At 42.5% G+C, this 24,061-nt stretch carries 25 protein-coding genes; 5 read left to right on the top strand and 20 right to left on the bottom strand.

The annotated features are described in order from the left end of the window. Positions 1–22: 22 nt before the first annotated feature. Entirely contained in the window at positions 23–463 is a 441-nt protein-coding gene (locus tag BMX69_RS06720; RefSeq protein ID WP_100041925.1) for a DeoR/GlpR family DNA-binding transcription regulator, read from the bottom strand. 87 nt (positions 464–550) lie between these two features. On the opposite strand from BMX69_RS06720, the gene BMX69_RS06715 reads away from it, so the two are divergent. Together BMX69_RS06715 and BMX69_RS06710 are read left to right on the top strand one after the other, a co-directional pair. Continuing rightward, the gene (locus tag BMX69_RS06715) at positions 551–1,090 is read left to right on the top strand and encodes a glucose PTS transporter subunit EIIB (RefSeq protein WP_197678662.1); all 540 of its coding nucleotides are present in this window, start codon (positions 551–553) and stop codon (positions 1,088–1,090) included. Then, on the top strand, positions 1,080–1,781 hold the full coding sequence (locus BMX69_RS06710; RefSeq protein ID WP_054791801.1) for an MBL fold metallo-hydrolase: 702 nt from the start codon (positions 1,080–1,082) through the stop codon (positions 1,779–1,781). Before BMX69_RS06715 ends, BMX69_RS06710 begins: the two co-directional genes overlap by 11 nt. 126 nt (positions 1,782–1,907) lie before the next feature. On the opposite strand, the gene BMX69_RS06705 is transcribed toward BMX69_RS06710, so the two are convergent. The 5 genes from BMX69_RS06705 to BMX69_RS06685 form a co-directional block, all read right to left on the bottom strand. Continuing rightward, positions 1,908–2,975, bottom strand: coding sequence for a dienelactone hydrolase family protein (locus BMX69_RS06705; RefSeq protein ID WP_157724398.1), 1,068 nt, complete (start codon positions 2,973–2,975; stop codon positions 1,908–1,910). Then, the gene (locus BMX69_RS06700) at positions 2,968–4,137 is read right to left on the bottom strand and encodes an oligogalacturonate lyase family protein (RefSeq protein ID WP_100041923.1); all 1,170 of its coding nucleotides are present in this window, start codon (positions 4,135–4,137) and stop codon (positions 2,968–2,970) included. Before BMX69_RS06700 ends, BMX69_RS06705 begins: the two co-directional genes overlap by 8 nt. 109 nt (positions 4,138–4,246) lie before the next feature. Continuing rightward, positions 4,247–5,602 (bottom strand): ABC transporter substrate-binding protein, encoded by a 1,356-nt coding sequence (locus BMX69_RS06695; RefSeq protein ID WP_054791798.1) that lies wholly within the window; start codon positions 5,600–5,602, stop codon positions 4,247–4,249. A 16-nt stretch (positions 5,603–5,618) separates the two neighbouring features. After that, complete coding sequence (locus BMX69_RS06690) at positions 5,619–6,446, bottom strand: carbohydrate ABC transporter permease (protein ID WP_054791797.1); 828 nt, start codon at positions 6,444–6,446, stop codon at positions 5,619–5,621. Positions 6,447–6,448: 2 nt separating this feature from the next. Continuing rightward, entirely contained in the window at positions 6,449–7,270 is an 822-nt protein-coding gene (locus BMX69_RS06685) for a carbohydrate ABC transporter permease (protein WP_242941375.1), read from the bottom strand. 457 nt (positions 7,271–7,727) lie between these two features. Here BMX69_RS06685 and BMX69_RS06680 point away from each other — a divergent pair, with 457 nt between their 5' ends. Beyond that, complete coding sequence (locus BMX69_RS06680; RefSeq protein ID WP_147297054.1) at positions 7,728–9,365, top strand: sensor histidine kinase; 1,638 nt, start codon at positions 7,728–7,730, stop codon at positions 9,363–9,365. 1 nt (position 9,366) lies between these two features. After that, the gene (locus BMX69_RS06675; RefSeq protein ID WP_100041920.1) at positions 9,367–10,551 is read left to right on the top strand and encodes a response regulator; all 1,185 of its coding nucleotides are present in this window, start codon (positions 9,367–9,369) and stop codon (positions 10,549–10,551) included. 134 nt (positions 10,552–10,685) lie between these two features. Here BMX69_RS06675 and rpmF read toward each other — a convergent pair whose 3' ends face one another. The 4 genes from rpmF to pduL all read right to left on the bottom strand — a co-directional run bounded on the left by rpmF (position 10,686) and on the right by pduL (position 13,338). Next, positions 10,686–10,868 carry a 50S ribosomal protein L32 gene (rpmF, locus tag BMX69_RS06670; protein WP_038281809.1) on the bottom strand — a complete coding sequence of 61 codons (183 nt, stop codon included), beginning with the start codon at positions 10,866–10,868 and terminating at the stop codon, positions 10,686–10,688. A gap of 2 nt (positions 10,869–10,870) precedes the next feature. Beyond that, positions 10,871–11,398, bottom strand: coding sequence for a YceD family protein (locus tag BMX69_RS06665; protein WP_054791794.1), 528 nt, complete (start codon positions 11,396–11,398; stop codon positions 10,871–10,873). Between the two features lie 155 nt (positions 11,399–11,553). Then, positions 11,554–12,747, bottom strand: coding sequence for an acetate/propionate family kinase (locus tag BMX69_RS06660; protein ID WP_100041919.1), 1,194 nt, complete (start codon positions 12,745–12,747; stop codon positions 11,554–11,556). Positions 12,748–12,768: 21 nt separating this feature from the next. Then, a complete protein-coding gene (pduL, locus tag BMX69_RS06655; protein ID WP_100041918.1) occupies positions 12,769–13,338 on the bottom strand; it encodes a phosphate propanoyltransferase in 570 nt (189 codons plus the stop codon). 164 nt (positions 13,339–13,502) lie between these two features. Between pduL and BMX69_RS06650 the strand changes: the two genes are divergently transcribed. Next, complete coding sequence (locus BMX69_RS06650; protein ID WP_100041917.1) at positions 13,503–14,762, top strand: nucleotidyltransferase; 1,260 nt, start codon at positions 13,503–13,505, stop codon at positions 14,760–14,762. Here the strand turns inward: BMX69_RS06650 and BMX69_RS06645 are convergent. The 10 genes from BMX69_RS06645 to BMX69_RS06600 form a co-directional block, all read right to left on the bottom strand. Further along, on the bottom strand, positions 14,757–15,263 hold the full coding sequence (locus BMX69_RS06645) for an NUDIX hydrolase (RefSeq protein WP_054791793.1): 507 nt from the start codon (positions 15,261–15,263) through the stop codon (positions 14,757–14,759). The two genes, BMX69_RS06650 and BMX69_RS06645, sit on opposite strands and share 6 nt — an antisense overlap. Before the next feature lie 36 nt (positions 15,264–15,299). Beyond that, on the bottom strand, positions 15,300–15,644 hold the full coding sequence (locus tag BMX69_RS06640) for a phenylpyruvate tautomerase MIF-related protein (RefSeq protein ID WP_025232911.1): 345 nt from the start codon (positions 15,642–15,644) through the stop codon (positions 15,300–15,302). Between the two features lie 66 nt (positions 15,645–15,710). Further along, a complete protein-coding gene (locus tag BMX69_RS06635) occupies positions 15,711–16,883 on the bottom strand; it encodes a class I SAM-dependent methyltransferase (protein ID WP_100043787.1) in 1,173 nt (390 codons plus the stop codon). A 122-nt stretch (positions 16,884–17,005) separates the two neighbouring features. Further along, a complete protein-coding gene (locus BMX69_RS06630) occupies positions 17,006–17,647 on the bottom strand; it encodes a histidine phosphatase family protein (protein ID WP_100041916.1) in 642 nt (213 codons plus the stop codon). Between the two features lie 26 nt (positions 17,648–17,673). After that, positions 17,674–19,038: a PFL family protein gene (locus BMX69_RS06625; protein WP_100041915.1), complete on the bottom strand. Its 1,365-nt coding sequence runs from the start codon at positions 19,036–19,038 to the stop codon at positions 17,674–17,676. 39 nt (positions 19,039–19,077) lie between these two features. Continuing rightward, positions 19,078–19,350, bottom strand: a complete 273-nt coding sequence (locus tag BMX69_RS06620; protein ID WP_054791792.1) for an ACT domain-containing protein — start codon at positions 19,348–19,350, stop codon at positions 19,078–19,080. Between the two features lie 104 nt (positions 19,351–19,454). Then, a complete protein-coding gene (locus BMX69_RS06615) occupies positions 19,455–20,252 on the bottom strand; it encodes an MBL fold metallo-hydrolase (RefSeq protein ID WP_100041914.1) in 798 nt (265 codons plus the stop codon). Positions 20,253–20,326: 74 nt separating this feature from the next. Then, on the bottom strand, positions 20,327–20,908 hold the full coding sequence (gene coaE, locus BMX69_RS06610) for a dephospho-CoA kinase (RefSeq protein ID WP_100041913.1): 582 nt from the start codon (positions 20,906–20,908) through the stop codon (positions 20,327–20,329). Positions 20,909–21,012: 104 nt separating this feature from the next. Beyond that, positions 21,013–23,565 (bottom strand): DNA polymerase I, encoded by a 2,553-nt coding sequence (polA, locus tag BMX69_RS06605; protein ID WP_054791791.1) that lies wholly within the window; start codon positions 23,563–23,565, stop codon positions 21,013–21,015. 123 nt (positions 23,566–23,688) lie between these two features. Then, the gene (locus BMX69_RS06600) at positions 23,689–24,036 is read right to left on the bottom strand and encodes an anti-sigma factor family protein (RefSeq protein ID WP_100041912.1); all 348 of its coding nucleotides are present in this window, start codon (positions 24,034–24,036) and stop codon (positions 23,689–23,691) included. Between the last annotated feature and the right edge of the window lie 25 nt (positions 24,037–24,061).

Below are 24,061 nucleotides of genomic sequence, written 5' to 3'. Positions count from 1 at the left end.
CCTCCTATGAATGAATTGCAGTTTATCCGGCGATAATTAAATCCACACCATGCTCCTGCAGATCACGTTGGAAATCTGGGGAGGGTTCTATATCCGTAATTAAAACATCAATATCCTCTAATGCACAGACTTTGAAGAAGCCTGTTGTATCCATTTTCGTAGAATCCGCAACTGCGATGACTTTTTTGGCGCAATTGACCATGGCTCTTTTGACCAGACCTTCCTCTTCCGTGTGGATATAAAGCCCGGTACCGGTAATTGCGAAAACTCCCAGCAGTGTATAATCAACCCTATACTGGGATAATTCCAGTACCGTATCGCTGCCGTATAAAAACAATTGTATTTGGTGCAGTTTCCCTCCCACCACTTTGATATCCTTATTACCGTGTTTTGCCATCTCAACCGCATGCGTTAAAGAATTGGTAATGGCGGTCAGGCTTTTGGAAGCCAGCAAGGGTATCACTGTGAATTTTCATTCTTATTTGTATCACCGCTTCTATACTTTGGGATCCATTGTGTTTTAGGCGGCATCTCCTTTGCCGTTGTAAACATGCTGAATGCAGGTGTGGGGTATACTTTCTCAGGCGGAGCCCTTGATTTCGCCTTATATGGTATTTTGCCCGGGAACGTGCGAACAAATTGGATTGCCGTATTACTCGTAGGTTTCGCTTACGCAATGATTTATTATGTGGTTTTCCGGTTTGCCATAATGAAATTAAATATAAAAACACCTGGCCGGGAAGACGATGAGGATTCTAAATTATATACAAAAGCGGATTACCTTGATAAGAAGAAAGCTGAGGCAAAAGAAAAAGCAGGCACTTCCACAGATATGTATGTGCAAATCGTTGATGGACTGGGTGGAATGGATAATATTGTGGATTTAGATAATTGTGCAACACGTTTAAGAGTGGTTGTGAAAGACGCCGCAAAAACCGATGAGGCACTCCTTAAATCTACGGGTGCTGCAGGAGTTATTCAAAAAGGTAATAATCTGCAGGTGATCTACGGTACTAAGGTCAGTACCATCAAAACTGAATTGGAAGAATATATCGAAAGCTACAACGGGAGGAATTATAATGAAAATTAAAGATAAACTTTATCTGATCTCAGGAGGCAGCTATGGCGAATTGGGAAATGCCTATCTGATTAAAACCAAGAATGGTTATATTATGGTTGATAGCAGTAAACCGGATGCTTTGACGACTATCCGAAATAATCTAGCTTATTGGAAAATTAAAGAGGAAGAAATTTCAGCCGTTCTCCTTACCCATGGTCATGATGACCATGCTGGTTGTGCGGCCTATTTCCAGAATCAAGGTGCAAAAATATATGTTGGTGCAGATAATGAGACGCTCCAAAAAGGTTACTTTGGGCCAAATAGTCCCTTTACTAATCATATGGCGCCTCCCTGTGTTGCTGATGTTATACTTAAGGAGGATCAAACTTTAACATTTGATGGCTTACAGATAATCGTTTATCCTATGCCCGGGCATACCGATGGAACAATCCTTTATTATACCAATGTTGATGATGACAGGATCTTATTTTCAGGAGACATGTTCTTCGTAGAGGGGGAAACCGGGACAGATATTAAAACTGGCTGGAAAGGGGACCTTAGTTATAGCGCCAATAAATTGGGGATAAGCTTTCAAAAATTATGGAATCTCAATTTAGATCCAAACATTATATTAGGAGGTCATGGAATTCCGTTCATCAACAACAATGCAAAAGAAGCAATACGGGCTGCATACAAGTATTATTTATTAAATAATCGGTAGTAAACTAGGAGTAGAATAATATTTGTCTTCCTCATGCAATCAGGCCGCCATTTTGGCGGCCTGATAAAAAACGCCTTGCTGCATAAAAGGCCCTCAGTTTGACTACTTTAGCTTGTTCATACATATCTATTTTAAAAATTTGTCCATAAAATCATATGCAGTTTCGCCAGACCACCTATGAGACCCTGAAAATATATGATGAGACAGATTATCTTCCGTTTCTCTCAAGGTATAGGCCTTCTTTACTGTTTCCAGCTGAGCTTGCACATTCTGAAGCCCTCCCTCTCCATTTAACGGATCTTCACTGCCAGTTTCTATCAGCAGTCCCCTGGGAGCCACCAATGCTCCGATATCACCCATATCTGCATGTTCCCACAGATGAGGAACATAATTACAGCTGCAGTTTGTATTGTCAATCAGCAGCGCATCATGATATCCATAAAAATATCCGCTTACCACAGCTGCCTGGATCCGCTCATCCAATGCGGCAAGCCAAAGAGTCTGCAATCCACCGCCGGATAACCCCATACATCCGATTTTCCCCGGTATATTATCTTCTCTTTTTGTTATATAATCCGTTAACCGCATAAGATCCCATACCCAAAGTCCCGTAAGTGAAAGTCCCAGAGAGATTGCCATTTGGTTTAATTCCCGGCAGGTACTGGACATATATTGTTTTATAGTGTCTCCCTGACCGGATCTTTCCCTGCGTTCCCCAAAACCCCTGGCATCCGGGCAATAAACCCGGTAACCTCTTCGGACCATTTCCAATCCATAGGTGTAATGATACTGTTCCGCCGCTTTTTTAACCCCTGAGCGGTCCCATTTTCCTGCAATAACGGCTTTTCCTCCGCTATCATGACCATGAGCAGCAATAACAGAGGGAAGTTTTTCTCCTTCCCTGCCCTTCGGCTCTAGTATAAAAAAAGGCATCCATACATCAATATCCGTCTGAATCAGCATACGGGTCCGATAAAAGTTTTCTTCCTCCTCTCGTTCCATGAGCTGAGGCTTTAATGGACATTCTTCCAACTTATTCATTCCAAGCAGAATTTTTAATTTCTCTCTGGTTTCCTTCTGCCATTCTTCAAACTCTTTTCGATTATCTGCATGCATAGCCATTCTAGGCTTGTTATTCCGAAATATTGCGGACAGACGGTGCAGACTTGTATAATAAACCATTTTATCAGCCATCTTTTTCCCCTTCATGTAATTTAACAAGAAAAAGATTGCAATGCATCTCATCTGTATCCGCAGCATAGAGAATTTTTCTCCCATCCCAGCTAAAAGTTGGATGACAATGAGAACGCTGGTATTTCCAGGTAGTATTATGATTAGTCAAGGTTGTCAATTGTACTTTCCCATCTTCGGTTCTAATTAAGACGATATCCTCCACTCCATCTCCAACAAACAATGTACTGTCATTGTTCGCGTGATAATGGTTACAGTAAAATGGCATTTCTATCTTTTTTAGTACCTCTCCTTTTTTATCCGCAAAACCGAAATAAGGAATCTGCCCTGAATCAGCCCCCTTTGTGACCACCTGGGTTTTATCTGAAGAAATGGTTCCATCATGACCTGCTCTCCGATTATCAAATAAGATGTTTCCATCTCTGGTCCAAAACTCATGACCTACGCAGTCGTCCTCTCCCTGGCGGAAGCATGGAATAACCTCTGATGTCTCCATGTTTAAAATCCAAATTCTTTGATGTACATAGTTCCACGGGCCCTCGTGACAGAACATGGCTATCCGGCTATCTTCAGGGGAAAACTGAAAGTGTGACAGCTGATGAGTATCCCTCCATACATCCCGGAACCCGGTGCCATCCAGTCCGATTACTGATACCCGCCCATCCTTGATGGCAAACATTCTCTCTTTAAAACCAGAATAATTCGGCCCGGTATCAGGAAGTACATCCGCCTTTTCATTTCTGCAAAAACCAATCATTTTTTTATCTGGACTGATATGTATATTGCCAAACTTCATTACGTTATCTTCATAAATTGTTTGGATTGAACCAGTCTGGTTATTCAAAATCTTGAGACAATTCCCGGTTTTATAGGCTATCAACTGGCTGTCCGGTGTTTTTGTTATTGTATTAAAGACAACTCCCGCCGGCTCATCCGTTAATTGGGTCATATCTCCGGTATTTAAATTCATATGGAATATATTGTAAATTTCACCTTCGTAACCTCGATTTGATAAAAAATAGATGTCATTTCCTTTAATATCGAAGGAATTATCCGTAAAATACATATGGAAGTTCTGTCCATTTTGTGTAAGCTGTGTCACCAGATGCCCCGTTTTCGGATCAATATAAGTCCTCATCTCAGAGGGATATTTCGTTCCAATCATCCTATGCTCCTATGCATTCCGTTTTTAACTACGGTGCTGCCACAAAAGAAAGCTGAAAGATTTATAATGTGGCACCTTTCCTGATATATTTTCTTTCAGCTCTGTGTTCTTAATTCGTAAGATATTGATCGTATTCTTCCTTTAACTTCGTCATCTCACCCGCCCAATTATCAAGAAATTCCTGAGCTGTTTTATTACCAAGCAGAACCTCCTGAAACTGGCTGGGCAGTACATTTTCATGGAGATCCGCATAACCCGGCAGGTAAATAGGCAGGAGTACTGCTTTAATATCAGGATCGGAAGATGTTTCTGCTGCTGCACGGATATGCTGCAATTGTTTTACATAATCTGATTCCAGAGAAGTTTTGGTAGTCGGAAGCTGACCGATATTTTGATTCCAATATATGGATTGTTCATTTTCACAAAGGAAGCTTAAAAATTCAAAAGCCTCTTCGGGATGCTTCGTAGTTTTAAATATACTATAAGAAATACAGCCATTGGTTACCAAACTGGTAGATCCTTTTACGGATTCAATGCTGGTAAGAGCAGCATATTCTCCTTCTTCTAGGGTCTTACTATGTTCACCATAGGAACCCAGATTATGATAAATCATATTTGCTACCCTGGTATCAAAGGCTGCTACCATTTCTTTATATCCATTGGTTATATCGCTTTCCGGAGTGTAAACATTATAAAGAGATGACAGCCTTTCAACAAACTCAACATTAGAGGGATCATTGACCGTACTTTTACCATTCTCATCAAACATTTCTGATATACCGGAATAGGAATACATCATCATTTCCAAAGCTCCGGTTCCCCCGGATCCCCCCCGAATACTGAATCCATAGATATTGTTGCCTTTATCCGTGGTTGCTTCTATTGTATTAAAAACATCATTCCAGGATTTTGGTACATCAATTCCTTTTTCCTCTAATACATCGGGACGATACCATACAACAGGAATATTCGCCGTATTATTAATCGCATAAAGCTTACCATTAGGAGCGCAATCACGCTGAGATTGAATATATCCGGGAATCATATCGTCCTTTTGATCCCATTTATCAAAATAATCATCCAGAGGGATTACCGCTTCCTTTACAATAAAGTCAGTCAGCCATGACTGGGTAATACCTCCTACATCAGGTGTGGTTCCTGATTGTATGGCCACATCATATTTTGACTTGGAATCACTCCAGGGCAGTCCCACATACTCCACTTTAATTCCCGGATGGCTTTCCTCAAACTTTTTAATCAGCTCCTCATAGTATGGAGTTCTTGTGGGTCCTGCATTTTCATCCCAGAAGGTAATGGTCACAGGCTCGCTCCCAGCCTGCCCTTCCTTATTTACTTCAGAGGTTATCGTATCGGTATGATTCTTTGTATCTGCTGATTTACACCCTGACATCCCCATTGCCAACATAATTACAATTGCGGTACCCAATAATTGTTTTTTCATCATTATTCTTTTCTCCTTTTTAACCCTTAACGGCTCCGGCAGTCAACCCCTGTACTAAATGTTTCTGTAAATAGGCAAACAGCAGTACCGGTATGGACATTGCAATCAATGCACCTGCTGCCAAAGCACCATAATTGATATCAAACTGTCCCTGCATAAACCGAAGTCCAATCGGCACTGTAAATTTATTCGGATCATTCAGAAACATTAAACTGAATAAGAACTCATTCCAACAGCCTATAAATGCAAATGCTGCTGTTGCAACAATCCCCGGCACTAACATGGGCAGAACAATTTTTATCACTCCCTGAAACCGGCTGCAGCCATCAATGGAAGCCGCCTCCTCCAAATCAATAGGAATATTGGATATAAATCCTCTCATCAAAATAGAGTTAAAAGGAAGCTGGAATGTTATATTCGCCAGAATAATACTACTTCTCGTGCCAATTAATTGTAAACCATTAAAAATATTAAAAAGCGGAATAAGCAGTACTGCAACCGGAACGAACTGGGTGCTGAGAAGTGCAAGCATAAAAGCCCCTTTTCCCTTAAACTCATACCTGCTTAATGCATATCCCACCATAATAGCAATGAGTACAATGGCTGCTACGGAACTAATACTAACAATTAAACTGTTAACAAAATATTTTGAAAATCCTACCTGATTCCATGAAGTCACATAGTTTTGGAAGGTCAGAGGTGAAGGAAAATATTTAACCGGAATTTTTGAAATATCCCCCTCATGCTTCAAAGAGGTGCAGAGTGTCCAGTAAATAGGAAAAAGCACGAAAAGCAGCAAAGGAATCAATAATAAATAAAGTGTCATCTGTCTTCGTTTCTCTTTCATAATCAACTGTCCTTTCCAAAATTTGTACATTTCATATAGATAATAGCAAAGACCGAAAGAATTAAAAAGCTTACTACTGAAATCGATGAGCCATACCCATAGTTACTGGTTCGTATCGCCTGGTCTGCAATATACATACTCAATGTGGTTGTCATCCCCGCCGGTCCTCCTCCTGTAAGACTGTAAATCAAATCCACACTGTTAAATTCCCATACAGCCCTTAAAAGAGTTGTCAATACGATGGTTTCCTTCAAAAGCGGAAGTGTTATGTATAAAAGTTTTTGAAAGGCATTGCTGCCGTCCACATTCGCAGCCTCATAAAGTTCACCTGATATATTCTGCATCGCTGCCAGTAAAGTAATGGCAAAGAAAGGAATCCCCCTCCAAAGCTCCGCCAGAGCAACTGCCCCAAACACAACTCCCCGATTTCCTGTCCAGGCGATCCCCTTATCAATCCAACCTGTACGCATCAGCATATCGTTCAGTACTCCCATATGCTGATTATAAATTAAAGACCATATTACTGCAGTCAGAACGCCGGACAAAGCCCAAGGTATAAAGGTCAGAGTTCTGACAAGCCCTCTTCCCTTAAATTTTTTATTAAGCAATAGTGCAATAGCCATACCAAATAACAACTGCAATACAACTTCTAGAATTACCCACTTGAATGAGTTAGCCAATGCTTGATAGAATTGAGATGTATGAAACAATTCAATGAAGTTTCCCAACCCTACAAAACCATTCAGATACGGTTTTGAAGGGTTGTTCCTCTGCAGGCTCAATACAAATACCCTTAGCAACGGATAGGCCATAAACACTGCCATAAACACTACCGCCGGAAATATCAGTATATATGGCGTCGTCACTCTTTTTTTGTATACATATCCGTTTTTCAACGTTTTCCTACCTTCCTTCCTATACATGTTAACCCAAGCGCTTGTTACTATTATCTAACTATAATTTCAGTGAATAGTAAATAAAGTATTTTTAGAAAAAAGTATAATATGTTTATATTGCTGATAAAACATGGTTTTTTTATTGTTTTCATTTGACATAACCCAGATCGAAATATATAATCCAATTGATCTCATTGTTTGAATCTAACAATTCCAAAACAGAAAGAAGGTGATTCCTATCAAAAATTCTTTTTCTATCCGAACCATAATCCTTGCCACGAACATTTTTCTTGTTATTCTGTTTACAGCTCTTTCTTTTTTAGCTTTTTATAATATATCTTCCTACCAGATTACCAATATTGTCGAAAATAATGCTGTCGGAACCATGATTAATATCGGAAATACATTGGATGAAAACTGCTACAAGCTTTTTCAGCAAATAACAGTTCTGGTTCAGAACAAGAATTATAATAAACTGCAATATAATTTAAATAGCAATAAGAAAACGTTGGATCCAGAATCCTATATTGCCCTGAATAATGATATCCGTAATTTTTATTCCCACAATGCATCTATTCTGGAATCTGTATTTCTTTATTTGAATGACAATTCCATCATGCTATACGCCGGAAATAACTCAATTAAGCAGATTAACTTTGACTTCAATAAATATTTTGGAAAGTATGGAAATGATGGAATCAAGTGGCGGGATATTAATGGTCCCTCTCCTTATGAAACGATCTATCCTCAGGAAAACAGCCTGCCAATCACACAGCTTCTCGGAACCCCCGAAACGGATGTGCAGGGAATTTTCCTAATTCGTCTAAAAGCAAGCTACCTGGAAGATATAATTGAAAAACAGAGAATCACCAACAACAGTTATCTGACATTGATTCAGGAAAACAATTATTTGAATCCAGAAAATGTTCCTGAAAAATACAGGCTTTCAGAAGAAGTGATCGAAAAAGTGCGCAGTTATCATTCCGATGAGCAAAAATTTTATACGGATAAAGAAACAGGATGTTATGTTCTCTACCGCCCTCTTATGCTCAGCGGACTGGGAATCATGGCAGCCATCCCCGAAGAAGAGATGTACTTGGATCTGGAAAAATCCACAACAATCCTGCCCATTGCCGCCATCTCATTACTTTCTTTAGGACTTATCATTTACTCCATACTTTCCATACAGGTCAGTAAACCTATAATAGCCCTCACAAAAAAAATCTCTCAGGTAGGAAAGGGAGATCTGGATACAGAATTTAACATCTGGGGAATTAAAGAAATAAGTACATTAAACAACACAATCGGAGAATTGACACAAAATATGAAGCATTTAATTCATGAATTAAATCTTCAGCTGGAAAATAAACGAAGAGCAGAACTATCCGCTCTCCAATCCCAAATCAATCCTCACTTTTTATATAATACCCTCTATTCTGCCAGACAGCTATGTGAACTTGGTGAAACAGACAATGCAATTCTTATGATTGATTCACTGTCCACTTTTTATCGGATAGGGGTCAGCAAAGGGGTAAACATGATTTTGCTTAAAGAGGAAATTAAGCATGTTGTGAGCTATCTGCAGATTCAGCAGCTTCGGTACGAAGACGAATTTACTTTTTATATCGGTATTGATGATGCTTTTTTTGACTGCAGGATTATCAAGCTTTCACTGCAGCCCATCGTGGAAAATGCAATTTATCACGGAATACGCCCTAAACGCTCAAGTGGAATGCTCACCATCACTGCTGAACCCATTCGGGACAGCCTCTATATCTATTTATCCGATGACGGAATAGGAATCGGCAAAGAAGCATTAGCGGAACTTACAGAGGCGATTCATAACTGTAATGCCCCTAATTCCTCTCAAACCTATGGATTAAAAAATGTCCATCAGCGACTTCAGCTTGCTTATGGTGCAGATTATGGCATTTCCATAGAAAGCGAGATTGATGTTGGAACCACTGTTACTGTGAAGATACCTTTCCATACTGAAATTCAGCCGGAAATTAAGGAGGAGTGAGATGACTACACTATTATTTATTGATGACGATGCCATTATACGAAGAGCAATTCAAAAAAATATTGATTGGGAATCTAATGGATTTTGTCTTGAATATGTGGCCAGGGATGGTATTGACGCACTGGAATATCTAACCTCTCACCAGCCTGACATCATACTGAGTGATATAAAAATGCCGGTAATGGACGGCATTGAAATGGCACGTCAAATAAAAGAGCGATATCCGGATATGCTGTTTATATTTTTATCCGGTCATGAGGATTTTGAATATGCCAAGCAAGCACTCAAATTAAACGCCTTTGACTATCTGACCAAACCTATCAGTAATGAAGCATTAATTGAAGTGGTAAAAAGAGCGGAAACGGAACTGCTTAACCGCACAAAGACCAAGATGATTCTTACAAATGGCCTTCCCATTGTAAGAAGACATTATCTCTCCAAACTTTTGCAAAACCAGTTTCATGATTTAGACTTAAAAAAATTAAAGCAGTTTGATATTGATATCTCTGACAAGATAGGCACAACCGGAGTTATCAATTTGACTGGAGTTTTATCCGAAAGCTCTTTACTATCATCAGATAGCATTGAACTTATATGTGATGAACTGGAAAATCTGTATCCCGACTGTATTTTTGTAAAATCCAATGCTGCTCAAATATTTTTTCTTTATCTCCATAAAAAAACAGTAACTGATCAGGATTTCACCATACACTTGGAAAGTTTTGAAAAACAAGTGATTGAACGACTAAACGTCTTCCAAAAACTGGGGGCAAAATTCTTTTTTGGCTCAATCTTTCATAAAGCTGAGGAACTGAAGCATTCTTATCGGGAAGCTATGAAAAAAGAGCTTACTATTGATAATAGTCTTGTTGAAGATATAAAAACGTATATTTATCAGAATTATTCTGAAGAAGATTTGACATTAAGAGAAATTGCTGCCCAATTCCGTCTAAATCATTGTTATATGACAATGCTGTTTAAAAAAGAAACCGGTACTAGTGTTTATGATTTTCTTATACGTACACGAATGGAAAAAGCAAAGGAATTATTAATACAAACAGATAAAAAAATCTATGAAATCGCCGATATGGTGGGGTATGGATATAGCCAGCATTTTAGTAACAGCTTTAAGAAATATTTTGATTGCACCATAACAGAATTTAGAAAACAGCATCGTCCAGGTTAAAGAAGGGTTGTAGTCCATACCCGTCACACTTAAAAAAGCTGCTACTCAATTCCTTGAGTAACAGCTTTTTTTAAAGAAATTTTCTAATTAAGTTGATACGGTTAAAATCCTATTTCCACAAAATCCGCAGAAATTTAAGCTTCAACATTGATGATTTCTTTCTTGTTGTAAGAACCGCAAGCCTTGCATACTCTGTGAGGCATCATAAGTGCACCGCACTTGCTGCACTTCACTAAGTTTGGAGCGCTCATCTTCCAGTTTGCTCTACGTTTGTCTCTTCTTCCTTTAGAAGATTTGTTCTTTGGACAGATAGACATGGTTACACCTCCTTAAACTTTTTAAAAATATCCTGGATGACTGCCATTCTAGGGTCTGCAGACCTAATATCGCAGTCACAAGTCTCATGATTGAGATTTGTTCCACATCTATTACAAATCCCCTTGCAGTCTTCACTACAGAGAACTTTCATAGGCAGGTTCAGTATGAGTTCATCACAAACCAACTGGTCTACATCCAGATTATAACCATTAATAAATGGTTGTTCTTCGAAATCTTCTACAATTCCCGAATCCGTTTCGCTCAAATCAAGAGCACGGATTACATCAAAACTTAGGTCAACACGTACCGGATCCAAACAGCGGTCACATGGAATGATTAAAGCTAATTTCGCTTTTCCTTCCACTACCAGCTTTTTGTCTCCAAGATTCATAATCCGCAGCAGCACAGGTTCTGCATCTACTACTTCATAATCACCGCCTGGCCCGTGATAGACCTTCATATCAAGATCGGGTGTGTAAGTTTTCTCTTTCCCTTCAAGGGTGAACAACTCAGTTAAATTAATAAGCATACTAGTCTCCTAATACGCACCTATGTTATTATACATATGGGTGCAACATTTGTCAACAAATATTTCCATATTTGAAGTAACAGTTCAGCCATACTTATGAATGGTATGGCTGAACTGTAACCCATACTCAACATCATGTACCATTTTATCCCGGATTATACCAGAGCTTTTGTTTCCCTTGCAATGGCCAGCTCTTCATTGGTAGGAATTACGCATACCTTTACCTTGGAATCCGGTGTGGAGATCATAACACGTTTTCCTCTTGCTTTATTGGCTTCAGCATCAATAGAAATACCAAGGTAGCCTAAATATTCACAAACCGCACCTCTGATCGGCTTATCGTTCTCGCCAACGCCAGCAGTAAACACAATAGCGTCAACACCGTTCATTGCTGCTACATATGAACCGATATATTTTGCCACGCGGTAAATAAATGCCTGGATAGCAATATCAGCCAGACGATTTCCTTCTCCCTGTGCCTTCTGCACATCACGGAAATCGCTGGAAATACCGCCGGACATACCAAGGATACCGGATTTTTTATTTAAAATGTCCAGTACCTCATTAACGTTCTTGCCTTCCTTATTGCAGATAAACTGAATAACAGCAGGATCGATGTCACCGCTTCTGGTACCCATGATAAGACCCTCTAAAGGAGTCAGTCCCATGCTGGTATCCACGCACTTGCCGCCGATGGAGGCAGAAATGCTGGCTCCGTTTCCTAAGTGGCATACGATTACCTTGCCATTCTTATGATCCAGATCACAATAAGTTAAAGCTTCATTGGATACAAATTTGTGGCTTGTTCCATGGAAGCCGTAACGGCGAATGCTGTATTTCTCATAATATTCATTAGGAATTGCATACATGGCTGCTTTATCTGGCATACCCATACCGAAAGAAGTATCAAATACTGCTACATTAGGAACTCCCGGTACAGCTTCCTCACATGCTTCAATTCCCATCAGGTTTGCCGGATTATGCAAAGGTCCTAAATCAAAGCAGTCACGGATAACCTTTTTCACGTCTTCATTTACTACGATAGAATCGCTGTAAATCGTTCCTGCATGGAGAACCCTGTGTCCTACTGCAGAAATTTCACTGGTATCCTTGATTACACCATATTTCGGGTCAACCAATGCATCCAAAACCAGCTTGATAGCAACGGTATGGTTCGGCATCTCTTTCTCTACTACCATATCCTCATTGCCTTCTGACTTGTGAGTCAGCTTGGAACCGGCAATGCCGATTCTCTCGCATAAGCCTATTGCTAAGACTCCCTCGTTCTCCATATCGATCAGCTGGTACTTTAAGGAAGAGCTTCCGCAGTTAATAACTAAAATTTTCATATTCCTTTGATTCTCCTTCATTTATTTAATAATTTCGCCGTACTGTTCTCTGCCACAGCTTGCTGCGTTGGATTCGTCTGTGTCAATGTGCATAGCCAAAGCATAATTTTCATTTACACGCACAACTACATCTCCGAAAATAAGGCTTCTACCGTCTGTGTCTATTTTCACAGAAACAACTTCACCATCTTTAACACCAAGCTTTTCTGCTTCTGCAGGAGTTGCATGGATATGACGTTTTGCAACGATCACGCCCTCTGTTATCTCAATTTCACCAGCAGGTCCTACGATCTTGCATGCACCGCTGCCGGCAACGTCGCCGGATTCTCTTAAAGGCGCAGCAATTCCAACGGAACGGGCATCGGTTGCGGAAAGCTCTATCTGAGTCGCTTTTCTAACCGGGCCTAAAATGGAAATTCCTTTAAACTCGCCCTTGGAACCAACAACAGTTACTCTCTCCTCACAGGCATACTGGCCTGGCTGGGATAAAGATTTTTTCTTTGTTAACTCATAGCCGTTTCCAAATAAAATCTCAAGATGTTCCTGAGTTAGATGTACATGTCGAGCTGATGTTTCAACGATAAAATTCATACCTATCTATTCTCCTGTTCTTTTAATCGATGTTTTTCACCGATTCTCACTCTATTCTATGAGGATTCGCTAAAATTTTCAAGTGTTGTGCTAAAATAATTTGCATTTTTTGCGAAACAATCGCATAATAGAGGATAAGAAAATGAAAAAGGATATCTTTTAACATGAAAAACAAAAGTTCTCTAGCCGTTGGTATTATCGCTGAATACAATCCTTTCCACGATGGACATGCTTACCATATCAGGAAAGCCAAAGAAATCTCTCAGGCAGACTATTGCATCGTGGCTATGAGCGGGGATTTTGTCCAAAGAGGAGCTCCTGCCATCTATGATAAATATACAAGAACAGCTATGGCATTGTCTTGCGGAGCTGACTTGGTAATCGAGCTTCCGTCTGTCTTTGCTTCCAGCAGCGCAGAGGATTTTGCAGCCAGTGGGATCGCCCTTCTTAACAATCTGGGAGTAGTTGGCAGTGTCTGCTTTGGAAGCGAATGCGGTAATGTGGAAAAACTTACCGGTATTGCTTCTATTTTAGCCACAGAACCCCCTGTTTATACGAAAGAGCTGCGCAAAGAGCTGAAAAAGGGGGCCACCTTTCCCCAGGCCAGAAATCTGGCCCTTATTTCCTGTGGGATTTTAAACGAGGATGAGGCTTCCATTCTGGCCTCCCCAAATAACATCCTGGGAATCGAATATTGCAAGGCTCTTTACAGGCAGAAAAGTTCAATGACTCCAGTTACAATATCCAGAAAAGGATACGGTTATCATGATACCAGTCTTGCCTCCGAAGGTTTTAGTTCTGCAACGGGAATCCGGAAAGCCATTTATGAAAATCCAGATATCCTGAAGCAGGCGGAGTCTTCCCTGATACAGGTGCCGGATTCAGCAAAACAGATGATGTCCCAGGGTTTTCCTGTGTTTCCTGACGATTTCAGCGCCTTATTAAATACTACCCTGCTTAAATTGGACAGCGAAGATATTCCCTATGAGAAGTATGCCGACGTTTCAGAAGAACTGGCAGCCAGACTCTTAAGGCAGCTTCCGGATTTCCTACCTTTTGAGGAAAAAATCAACCTCTTAAAAACAAGGCAATATACTTATACACGGATCAGCCGGGCGCTTCTCCATATCGCCCTTGGAATCACTGCCCAGCAGGTTGTTTTAGGCCGGAACGCCGGTTACGCCCCATATGCCCGGATTTTAGGCTTTAAAAAAACTTCCGCAGGTCTTATGGGAGAAATAAAAAAGAGAGGGAGCATCCCTCTCATCACAAAAACTGCCGATGCAAGACTCATTCTTTCCGGAGCAGCCTGGTCCATGCTCCGCCAGGATTTTTACTGCTCCCACATTTATCAGACCATTGTGCAGGACAAATATCGCATAAAAATGAAAAATGAGTTCACTCATTCCGTCGTCATCCTATGATGGCGGCTGAATGAATTCCCTGATCCTATCTTTATATAGAAGAAACCGGGATTTAGGAACTACGATTCCCTGTTTCCACATTTCAAGGAGCTGTTCAAACGTTACAAACTTCGCATCCACCACTTCTTCTTGCTGAATGGTTATGTCATTTATGGTAACCTTTTGTCTGGTGATATAAGTGTCCACAAACCGCTCTTTCAGACGGATTGCATGAATCAGGATGAGCTGCTCTTTTTCCGTCCGGATCCCAACTTCTTCAGAAAGCTCCCGAAGGGCTCCTTCTATGCTGGTTTCTCCCGCAAGAACAGAGCCCCCGGAGCATTCCCACATAAGGCCGTAAGGCTTATCCGGATGCCTTTTGGTGAGCAAAATCTCCTGATTTCCATTTACAAGCCAGATATCCGACACAAGGTGATATTCTCCTGTACCAAGAGGTACTCCGCGGACATGGGTTTTTCCAGTGGCCACCCGGTTTTCATCATAAACATCCCAAAGCTCCATAAACCATTCCTCCCGAATAAGAATCAGCTGGTGCAGCTAAAAGTTTCCTCCGTTCCAACCCCAGTGATCCACTTCTTCATATTTCACATAAATTTTATCCTGGGCGATGGATAGCACATCTTTATAGATTTTACAGATCTCAGCGGTCAGCCTGTCGTAATCCCGTTCTGATGCATGACCAAAAATCTTTACTTCTACAAAAGCAAGCTTTGTATTATTATTCCCTTTAAAGTAAAGGGAACAGTTATCTTCAAAGCCAACCATAAGCCAGCTTTCCGATTTACCGGGAATGAGGCTGATGGCCTGTCCAAGCTTTGTTTTTAGTGCTGCTTTTTCTTCTTCTGATAATGCGACATTTACTTTCGAGTTGATGAAAGGCACTGATTTCTCCTCCTTAAATCGTTTTATATATCATACCACATATAATCAAAAATTACCATCCACTTTCTAGTTCTTATCCTCTTCTATAAGCAGGTCAGCAAGAGTCAGTTTCCCGTGGAGAAATTCCATGATTTCCTGGATCTCCCTGCGGTTATCTTTCTTTTCGCCCTGTTTAACTCCGCGAATTAAAATATTTTTCGGTGTATGCTCCATGTCGATGAATTCCAGAATTTGAGTCCGGTATCCATGGTTTTCCAGAATTTCTGCCCTGAGTGCATCCGTATATAGAGCTGCCATCCGTTCCCGGATCAGACCATATTGAAATACGGGAGCCATAAGCTCCTGATGTATGGTTTTATTCAGCTCATGCTGACAGCAGGGAACTGATAAAATGACAGAGGCTCCCCAGCGGACTGCCTTTGCAAGGGCATAGTCTGTAGCGGTATCACAGGCATGAAGTGTTACAACCATATCTACATGGTCCACTCCCTCGTAGGAAGCGATATCTCCATGATAAAATTTTAACTTATCATATCCATACCGTTCTCCCAGGCGGTTACAGTCATCAATGACCGTCTGCTTTAAATCCAGTCCGATGACACGGATCAAATACCCTTTCAGCTCATGAAGATAGTAATACATGGCAAAGGTCAGATAGGACTTCCCGCAGCCAAAATCAATGATCACATTCTCTCTGCTCTTATCAAGCCTGGGGAGGATATCCTCAATAAATTCTAAAAACCTGTTGATCTGGCGAAACTTATCATATCTGGAAGCAATGATTTTTCCTTCCGCCGTCATGACTCCCAGATCCACCAGAAAGGGGACTGGTGTGCCTTCTTTTAATATATAACTTTTCTGTCTGTTATGCTGAAGGACCGGGGAAGGTGCCGCAATCTTTTGCTGCCGCTTTATCTTGATGCTTGGGCTTCCTTTCTTGCTCATCAGCACTCTGACCTGACCTTTCCTGGATTCCAGTTCCATCTGACGAAGGGTTCCATCCAGCAGATCCACGATATAAGAGATGCATTCACCTGCAGAATAATTCTTATGAAAAGCCTGGTTTCCCACCAGCTCTTCCGCTTGAAAAATCAGGCTTCCTTTTAACAAAAGCGGGCGTACCTTTACTTTGGAAACGCCCTGCTTATCTGATGGATTGCTGATTACGATCCGAAGCAGATTTTCATCAAGAAACTCTCTTCCAATCTGAATTAAATGTTCTTTTTCCTTTTCTTCCATGAAATCAGGCATTTCCTTTCCTATTTCTTGCCCATGCTTTTTGGGCATAAAGGGATACCCGTAGGGTGTTCCTTCTTTCCTGCCCATGCTTTTTGGGCGCAAAGGTACACCCGATGGGTGTTTCAGTTTTCTGCATCCACCCAGCTTGCCCGCAAAAGCTCCGGGTAAGGTTCAAGATGCGCATAATCATTAAAACGTTCCATTAAAAAACGCCCTGTTTTTTCGTTCCAGTGCACTTCTGTAATACTGCAGTTCTCAAGGGAATTTCCAAGGAGACGATAATATTTCGGCTCCATATGAAGCAGCGCAGATGTCACGGAGCGGATCACGCCTCCGTGAGTCACAACGGCTACATTCTGGTAACCGCTTGCGGCTATTTCTTCAAGGACAGGGATGGCCCGTTTCATCACATCCCCGGCACACTCGCCTCCGGGGTAGGGCAAATCCTGTTCCAGCCGTGCCTGTTCTTTCTGAAAATCTCCGTATTTTTCCGCTATCTCCTCATCCGCCATTCCTTCCATATCTCCAAAGGAAATCTCTCTAAGCTCCTGTCTTATGATGTGCTTTGCATTCCAGTACCGGTTTGCTTCCCTGGCGGTTTCCACCGCCCGGATCAAATGGCTGGAATATACCGCTTCCATACCTATGGAGGCAAGCCGTTCCCCGACTAAGGCCGACTGGCGGCGGCCTTCCTCGGATAGATCCACATCGATATTACAGAGTTTGCTGTTTTGCCGTCCATGGCGAATCAAATAGATATTCATTCCCTGTATCCATCCTCTACCAGTACTTAATTTTTAAAGCTGTGAATAGGCGCCGGAATCCGTCCGCCTCTGGTAACGAATTTCTCGCAGGAGTACTTGCTGACCGGCATAACAGGAGCATATCCCAATAAACCGCCGAATTCCACCGTCTCTCCCACGGATTTTCCAATAACCGGAATAATGCGGACTGCCGTCGTCTTCTGGTTTACCATTCCGATCGCAGATTCGTCTGCAATAATCCCTGCAATGGTAGTGGCAGGTGTGTCTCCAGGAATTGCGATCATATCAAGTCCCACTGAGCAGACACAGGTCATGGCTTCCAGTTTCTCAATATTTAACGCTCCCATGGCTACCGCATCGATCATTCCCTGATCTTCGCTGACCGGAATAAACGCACCGCTTAAACCGCCCACATAGGAGGAGGCCATAACGCCGCCTTTTTTTACCTGGTCATTTAATAGGGCAAGGGCAGCCGTGGTACCCGGTGCTCCTACCCGTTCCAGACCGATCTCTTCCAGGATTTCAGCCACACTGTCACCAACGGCTGGAGTCGGTGCAAGAGATAAATCAATGATACCAAATGGAACATTCAGCCTTTTTGACGCCTCCTGGGCAACCAGCTGACCCACGCGGGTTATCTTAAAGGCGGTTTTCTTAATGGTTTCACAGAGAACTTCAAAATCCTTTCCTCTGGCTGCTTCAATGGCGGTCTTAACAACTCCAGGACCGCTGACTCCCACATTAATGATGACATCCGCTTCCGTCACCCCGTGAAACGCTCCTGCCATAAAAGGATTATCATCCGGTGCATTGCAAAATACCACCAGTTTGGCGCAGCCGAGGGAATCAATGTCCTTGGTGGCCTTTGCCGTTTCCACTACAGTTTCTCCCATAAGAGCCACTGCATCCATGTTAATGCCTGTCTTTGTGGAACCTACATTCACAGAGCTGCATACACGATCTGTACAGGCGAGAGCTTTTGGTATGGAGCAGATCAGGTTTTTATCCGCAGCGGTCATTCCCTTGCTCACAAGGGCAGAATAGCCGCCAATGAAATTAACGCCCACCTCCTTGGCCGCACGGTCAAGGGTCTGTGCAATGGTCACAAAATCTTCCGGACTCTTGCAGGCCGCACCGCCGACTATGGCAATGGGAGTTACAGAAATTCTTTTATTTACAATGGGAATTCCAAAATCCTTTTCAATCTCCTTACCAACTGCCACAAGATCTTTTGCAACGGTTGTAATTTTGTTATAAATTTTTTCATTCACCGTTTTTAAGTCACTGTCACTGCAGTCAAGAAGGCTGATGCCCATGGTAATGGTACGTACATCAAGCAGCTCCTGTTCGATCATTTTATTGGTTTCATTAACTTCAAACATATTTAACATATCGGGAACCCATCCTTTTCTTATGCCTTGAACTTGTTATCAGATACGGTGCATGCTGGTAAAAATCTCTTCACGCTGGCATTTCACCTTTACTCCGATTTCATCGCCAATTTGTTCCAGTTCATCAGCCAGTTCACCGAAAGGCTTTGTTGCATCATTGATATCCACGATCATCATCATATTAAAGAAGCCCTGGACAATGGTTTGGGAAATATCCAATATGTTCACCTGGTTGCCTGCTAAATAAGTACAAATCTTTGCTATGATCCCTACGGTATCTTTTCCAACTACTGTAATAATCGTTTTGTTCATAATGTTTCTCCTCTTTCATTAGATTATATCATGGACCTGCGGTTCATAATCAACATTCAACCTTCGCGCCGATGAAAAAGCTCATCTTCGCTCTCTTGCGCTCGTTATATCGTAATAATCTCTGACATCTGATCCCTTTTTGCAACCGCTATGGAAAAATCAGATGCCTTAAATGGATTATCTCCTTCTGTGATCTCAAGCCTTACCGTCTCATAAGCAAGCTCTTCATAATTGTTCTCCTTGCTTAAGTGGCCCAGCAAAATCTTCTTTAAGTTTTCATGAAGAATACAGCACAAAAGCCGTCCCGCATTCTCATTGGAAAGGTGCCCGTGTTCTCCCAGGATCCGGCGTTTCAGATAGTAGGGATAAGGCCCTGCCTGCAGCATATTTACATCGTGATTGGATTCGATTAATACCGCATCAAGTCCCTGAAGATGCTCAATAATATACTGGTCATAATGCCCCATATCCGTGGCAACCGCAACAGACTTATGTCCATGCTGGATCCGGTAAGCCACCGGCTTTACCGCATCGTGATCAATGGAAAAAGGCTTTACTTCCAGATCCCCAACATTAAAATCCACATCAGGCCTGATGGCACAAAATAATTCCCTGGGGTATTCCCCTAAATACTTCTGCTTTGATATCTCTTCCAGGGTCTCACTGGTCCCATAAATAGGAACCCCATACTTCCTGGCCAGAACTCCCAGTCCTTTCGTATGGTCGGAGTGTTCATGGGTAATGACGATTCCTGTGAGTTCACTGCCCTTTACTCCGATTTCGTTTAATCCCTGTTGGATCCGTTTGTTGCTTATCCCGGCATCCACCAGGATATGCGTGGTATCGGAGCCCACATAAATGCAGTTCCCGCTGCTTCCGCTTGCAATACTTACCAATCTCATATTATCCTCTTTTCAGCCCTGCATTCTGGATGATCCCCCCGCTTTACCGGGTGTAATGGGATACCCGCAGGGTATTACCCTCTGCTTTTCAATAATTCAGCCAGCTGCTGCTTTACCTCCTCCATGGAACCGTTATTTTCAATAACCCGCGTACTGCGGTTTAAAAACTCAGATTCAGAGGCCTGACTCGCCATGATACGCTCCGAATGCTCTCTCGTATAGCTCCTGCTTTCCGCCAAACGGCGGATCCGGTTCTCCTTTGAAGCATGAACGTACCACATCTCATCCCAGCTGTCCTCCATATTTTCATTCATAATTGCAAATTCTACCACAATAAGCCCTGCTTGGGAAGCAGAAATTTTATCCTCAATGGTTTTCCATACCATAGGGTGAATGATTCCATCTACGGTTTTCCTTGCGTTGTCATCCTCAAAGATACGTGCGGCCAAAGCTTTGCGGTCAATGGTTCCATCGGGTTTTAGAAGGTCTTCCCCCAAGGCTGACTTAACAGCCAGGTAGCCCTCCCTTCCCGGCTCCATAAGCTCATGGGCCACTTCATCCGCTTTGATTACTTCCGCACCGTATTCCTCTTTTAAAATAGAAAGAACCAGACTTTTTCCGGCTCCGACTCCTCCGGTCAATCCAATCACTCTCATCCAGTCACCAACCTTTTATTCTCGTAAAGGCAGCGGCCCAGATGGACATGCCTGCATGTCCATCTGGCGACAGCCCATCAAATACTTTAATGCTGCAAGGTATTTTACTTTGCATCAAACCAGGAGTCTCCTACATTGGCCTCTACTTCAAGGGATACTGCAAGGTCCGCTGCATGCTTCATTTCTTCCACAAGAAGCTCTTTTACCTTATCAACCTCATCATGATATGCTTCAATGAGAAGCTCATCATGAACCTGAAGGACGATCCTGGATTTTAATCCCTGTTTTCTCAAAGCATGATCCACCCGGATCATGGCAATCTTGATAATATCTGCCGCAGTACCCTGGATGGGAGAATTCATAGCGACCCGTTCTCCAAAAGAGCGCTGCATGAAGTTAGAGGATTTAAGCTCTGGGACGGGACGGCGTCTCCCAAACATGCTGACTGCATAGCCCTGTTCTTTCGCCTCAGATACAAGGCCGTCTAAAAATGACTTCACTCCCGGATAGGTTTCGAAATATTTACTAATGTATTCCGAAGCCTCTTTTCTGGTGATGCTTAAGCCCTCGCTTAGTCCAAAGGAGCTGATTCCATATACAATGCCAAAGTTTACAGCCTTTGCGTTCCTTCTCTGAAGAGGCGTCACCTCATTTAACGGAACATGAAACACCTGGGAAGCCGTGATGGCATGGATATCCTCTGCCTGCCGGTAAGCATCAATAAGACGCTGGTCCCCTGACATATGGGCCAGTACTCTCAGCTCAATCTGAGAATAATCCGCATCAACAAACTGGCATCCCTCCTGAGGAACGAAAACCTTCCGGATTTCCCTTCCAAGCTCCATGCGGACCGGAATGTTCTGCAAGTTAGGTTCTGTACTGCTGATTCTTCCCGTGGCTGTAATGGTTTGGTTAAAGGTTCCGTGAATCCGCTCATCCGGCCCAATGTAAGCTGCCAGCCCGTCTGCGTAGGTGGAATTTAATTTCGTCAGCTGTCTGTAATCCAGAATCAGGTTGACCACAGGCCAGTCAGGTGCCAGCTTTTCCAATACATCCGCTGCCGTTGAATAACCGGTTTTGGTCTTTTTCCCTCCCGGAATCTTCATATGGTCAAAGAGAACCTCTCCTAACTGCTTAGGAGAATTGATATTAAAGGTTTCTCCCGTTTCTTCATATATCTTTTGCTCAAGCTCTGTGATGCGGACCTTTAAACGGTCACCATATTCCTTCAGGCGTTCCCTTTCCACGCGGATTCCTGCTTCTTCCATATGAAACAGGCTGTAGATCAAAGGCATTTCGATCTCATAATACAGCTTATCCATGCCCGCCTGTTCCAATGATTCACGAAGCAGGTCATGGCTTTTTAAAGCGACATAGGACATATAGCAGATGCAGGTAACGGCTTTTTCCTTATCCCCCTCCAGCGCACGTTTAAAGGAGCTTTTTCCTAAAAGCTCTGTTTTAGATGGAATGGAGAGATCCAGATAATCCTCCGCCAGATCATTGTATTCGTAGGAATCCTTTAACGGGTTTAACAGATATCCGGCAACTCCTGCATCAAACACCGGTTGCTCCGGCGTAAGCTTTAAAAACGCCAGCTGGCTCTTTAAGTGAAAAACCGTTGTCTGCCCCGCTCTTTTACAGGCTTCCTCTGCTTTCTCTGCCAGATATTGCGGCGTAAGAGTCCCCTGGGGAATAAAGCAGTAACACTCTGTCTCACTGAGGCAAAGAGACAGAGCTGACACAGCCTTGTCCTCAATGACCAGCTGCAGCCCCAACCGGCAACCCTCTTTGCACTTTAAAAATATGGTTTCAGCTTCTGAAAGGTCTGTAACAGCATGAAAGCCAGATTCCAGGGAAGGTTCCTCATCTTCTCCAGGGAAAACGGCCGGAACAAAATCCATATCAATAATTTTCTGAATCTCTGCCTGCTGGGGAGTTTTTGTGTAGTCCAGGCTGATATCACAATCCCTGCGAAGGGCACCAAGTTCTGCATTCCGCTTTATCTCTTCCTGATTCCCGGTAAGTGCCTCCCGGATTCTCTGAGACCCTATCTCTTCTATGTGGTTATAAATATTTTCTACATTATGGTACTCCCTGATCAACTGACAGGCAGTTTTCTCACCAATCCCCCATGCTCCGGAAAGCGCAAAAACTCCGGCCAGGGACTCCGGCTCCAGGCCAAATTCTTCCCTTACGAGCTCTATGGAATAGGACTTAAACTCCAGACCTTCTTCTCTTACAACCGGTATTTTAAGGGTCACATGTTCTTCCACTGCCTGTAAAAGCTTTCGCTCCCCAGTCATAAGCAGGACTTCCCCTTCCTCTTCCTGACACCTTTTTGCCAATGAGGCCAGAATATCAGCGGAAGTATATCCGTCCTTATCCAAAACAGGAATATCCAGGGAAAGCAGCGCCTCCCTTAAGCACTCTTCCTCCTTTAAAAGGCCTTCGTTTACCGCCGTATTTTTATATATTTCTTTATGGCTGCCTTCTGTTTCGGAATCAAAGGCCACTGCCACATAATCCGCTTCTTTTGCCTCTAAAAGCTTCACGATCAGGCTTTGAATCCCTCTCGCCCCATTGGAAGGAAGACCATAAAAGGCGTTCCTTAGCATACTGCTTCCATCTACTAAAACGATATTTTTTCTGCTCATGTTTCCTCTTTCCTGCCCATTTTTTTGGGCATTAAGGTATACCCGCAGGGTATTTCCTCTTTCCTGCCCATGCTATTGGGGCATAAAGGTATACTAGGTATACTCATTGGGCACTTTCTTCCATCATACTAAGCCCCACTGCAGCCAGATCCGGCATTGCAGAAGGACCGTAAAAAACAGTGCCATTACACTTACCGTAGCCACCGCATACCTGGCAATTTTAATACACTGTATCACCTGAAGCCTTTGTCTGGACTGTTCTATGGCGGCCTCCAGTGCTCCTTTTATATTATAATTCCCCGTTTCGGAATCCAGCTGCCTGATTCCCACGTCCACAGTAAAGTATATTTCCAGTTCCTCCCGGCAATCCGGGCAGGATTCCATATGTTCCAGAAATTCACACAGCTCTTCATCTGTCAGTTCATCATTGATGTATGGCATAACCAGACGTTCTGCTTCCTTACATGTCATGGTCCAGACACCTCCTTAATTATAT

It is taken from the genome of Lacrimispora sphenoides JCM 1415, assembly GCF_900105615.1.
Lineage (GTDB): Bacteria > Bacillota > Clostridia > Lachnospirales > Lachnospiraceae > Lacrimispora > Lacrimispora sphenoides.
The sequence above is the reverse complement of the archived record's forward strand: the minus strand, read 5'-3'. Positions and strand labels throughout refer to the sequence as shown.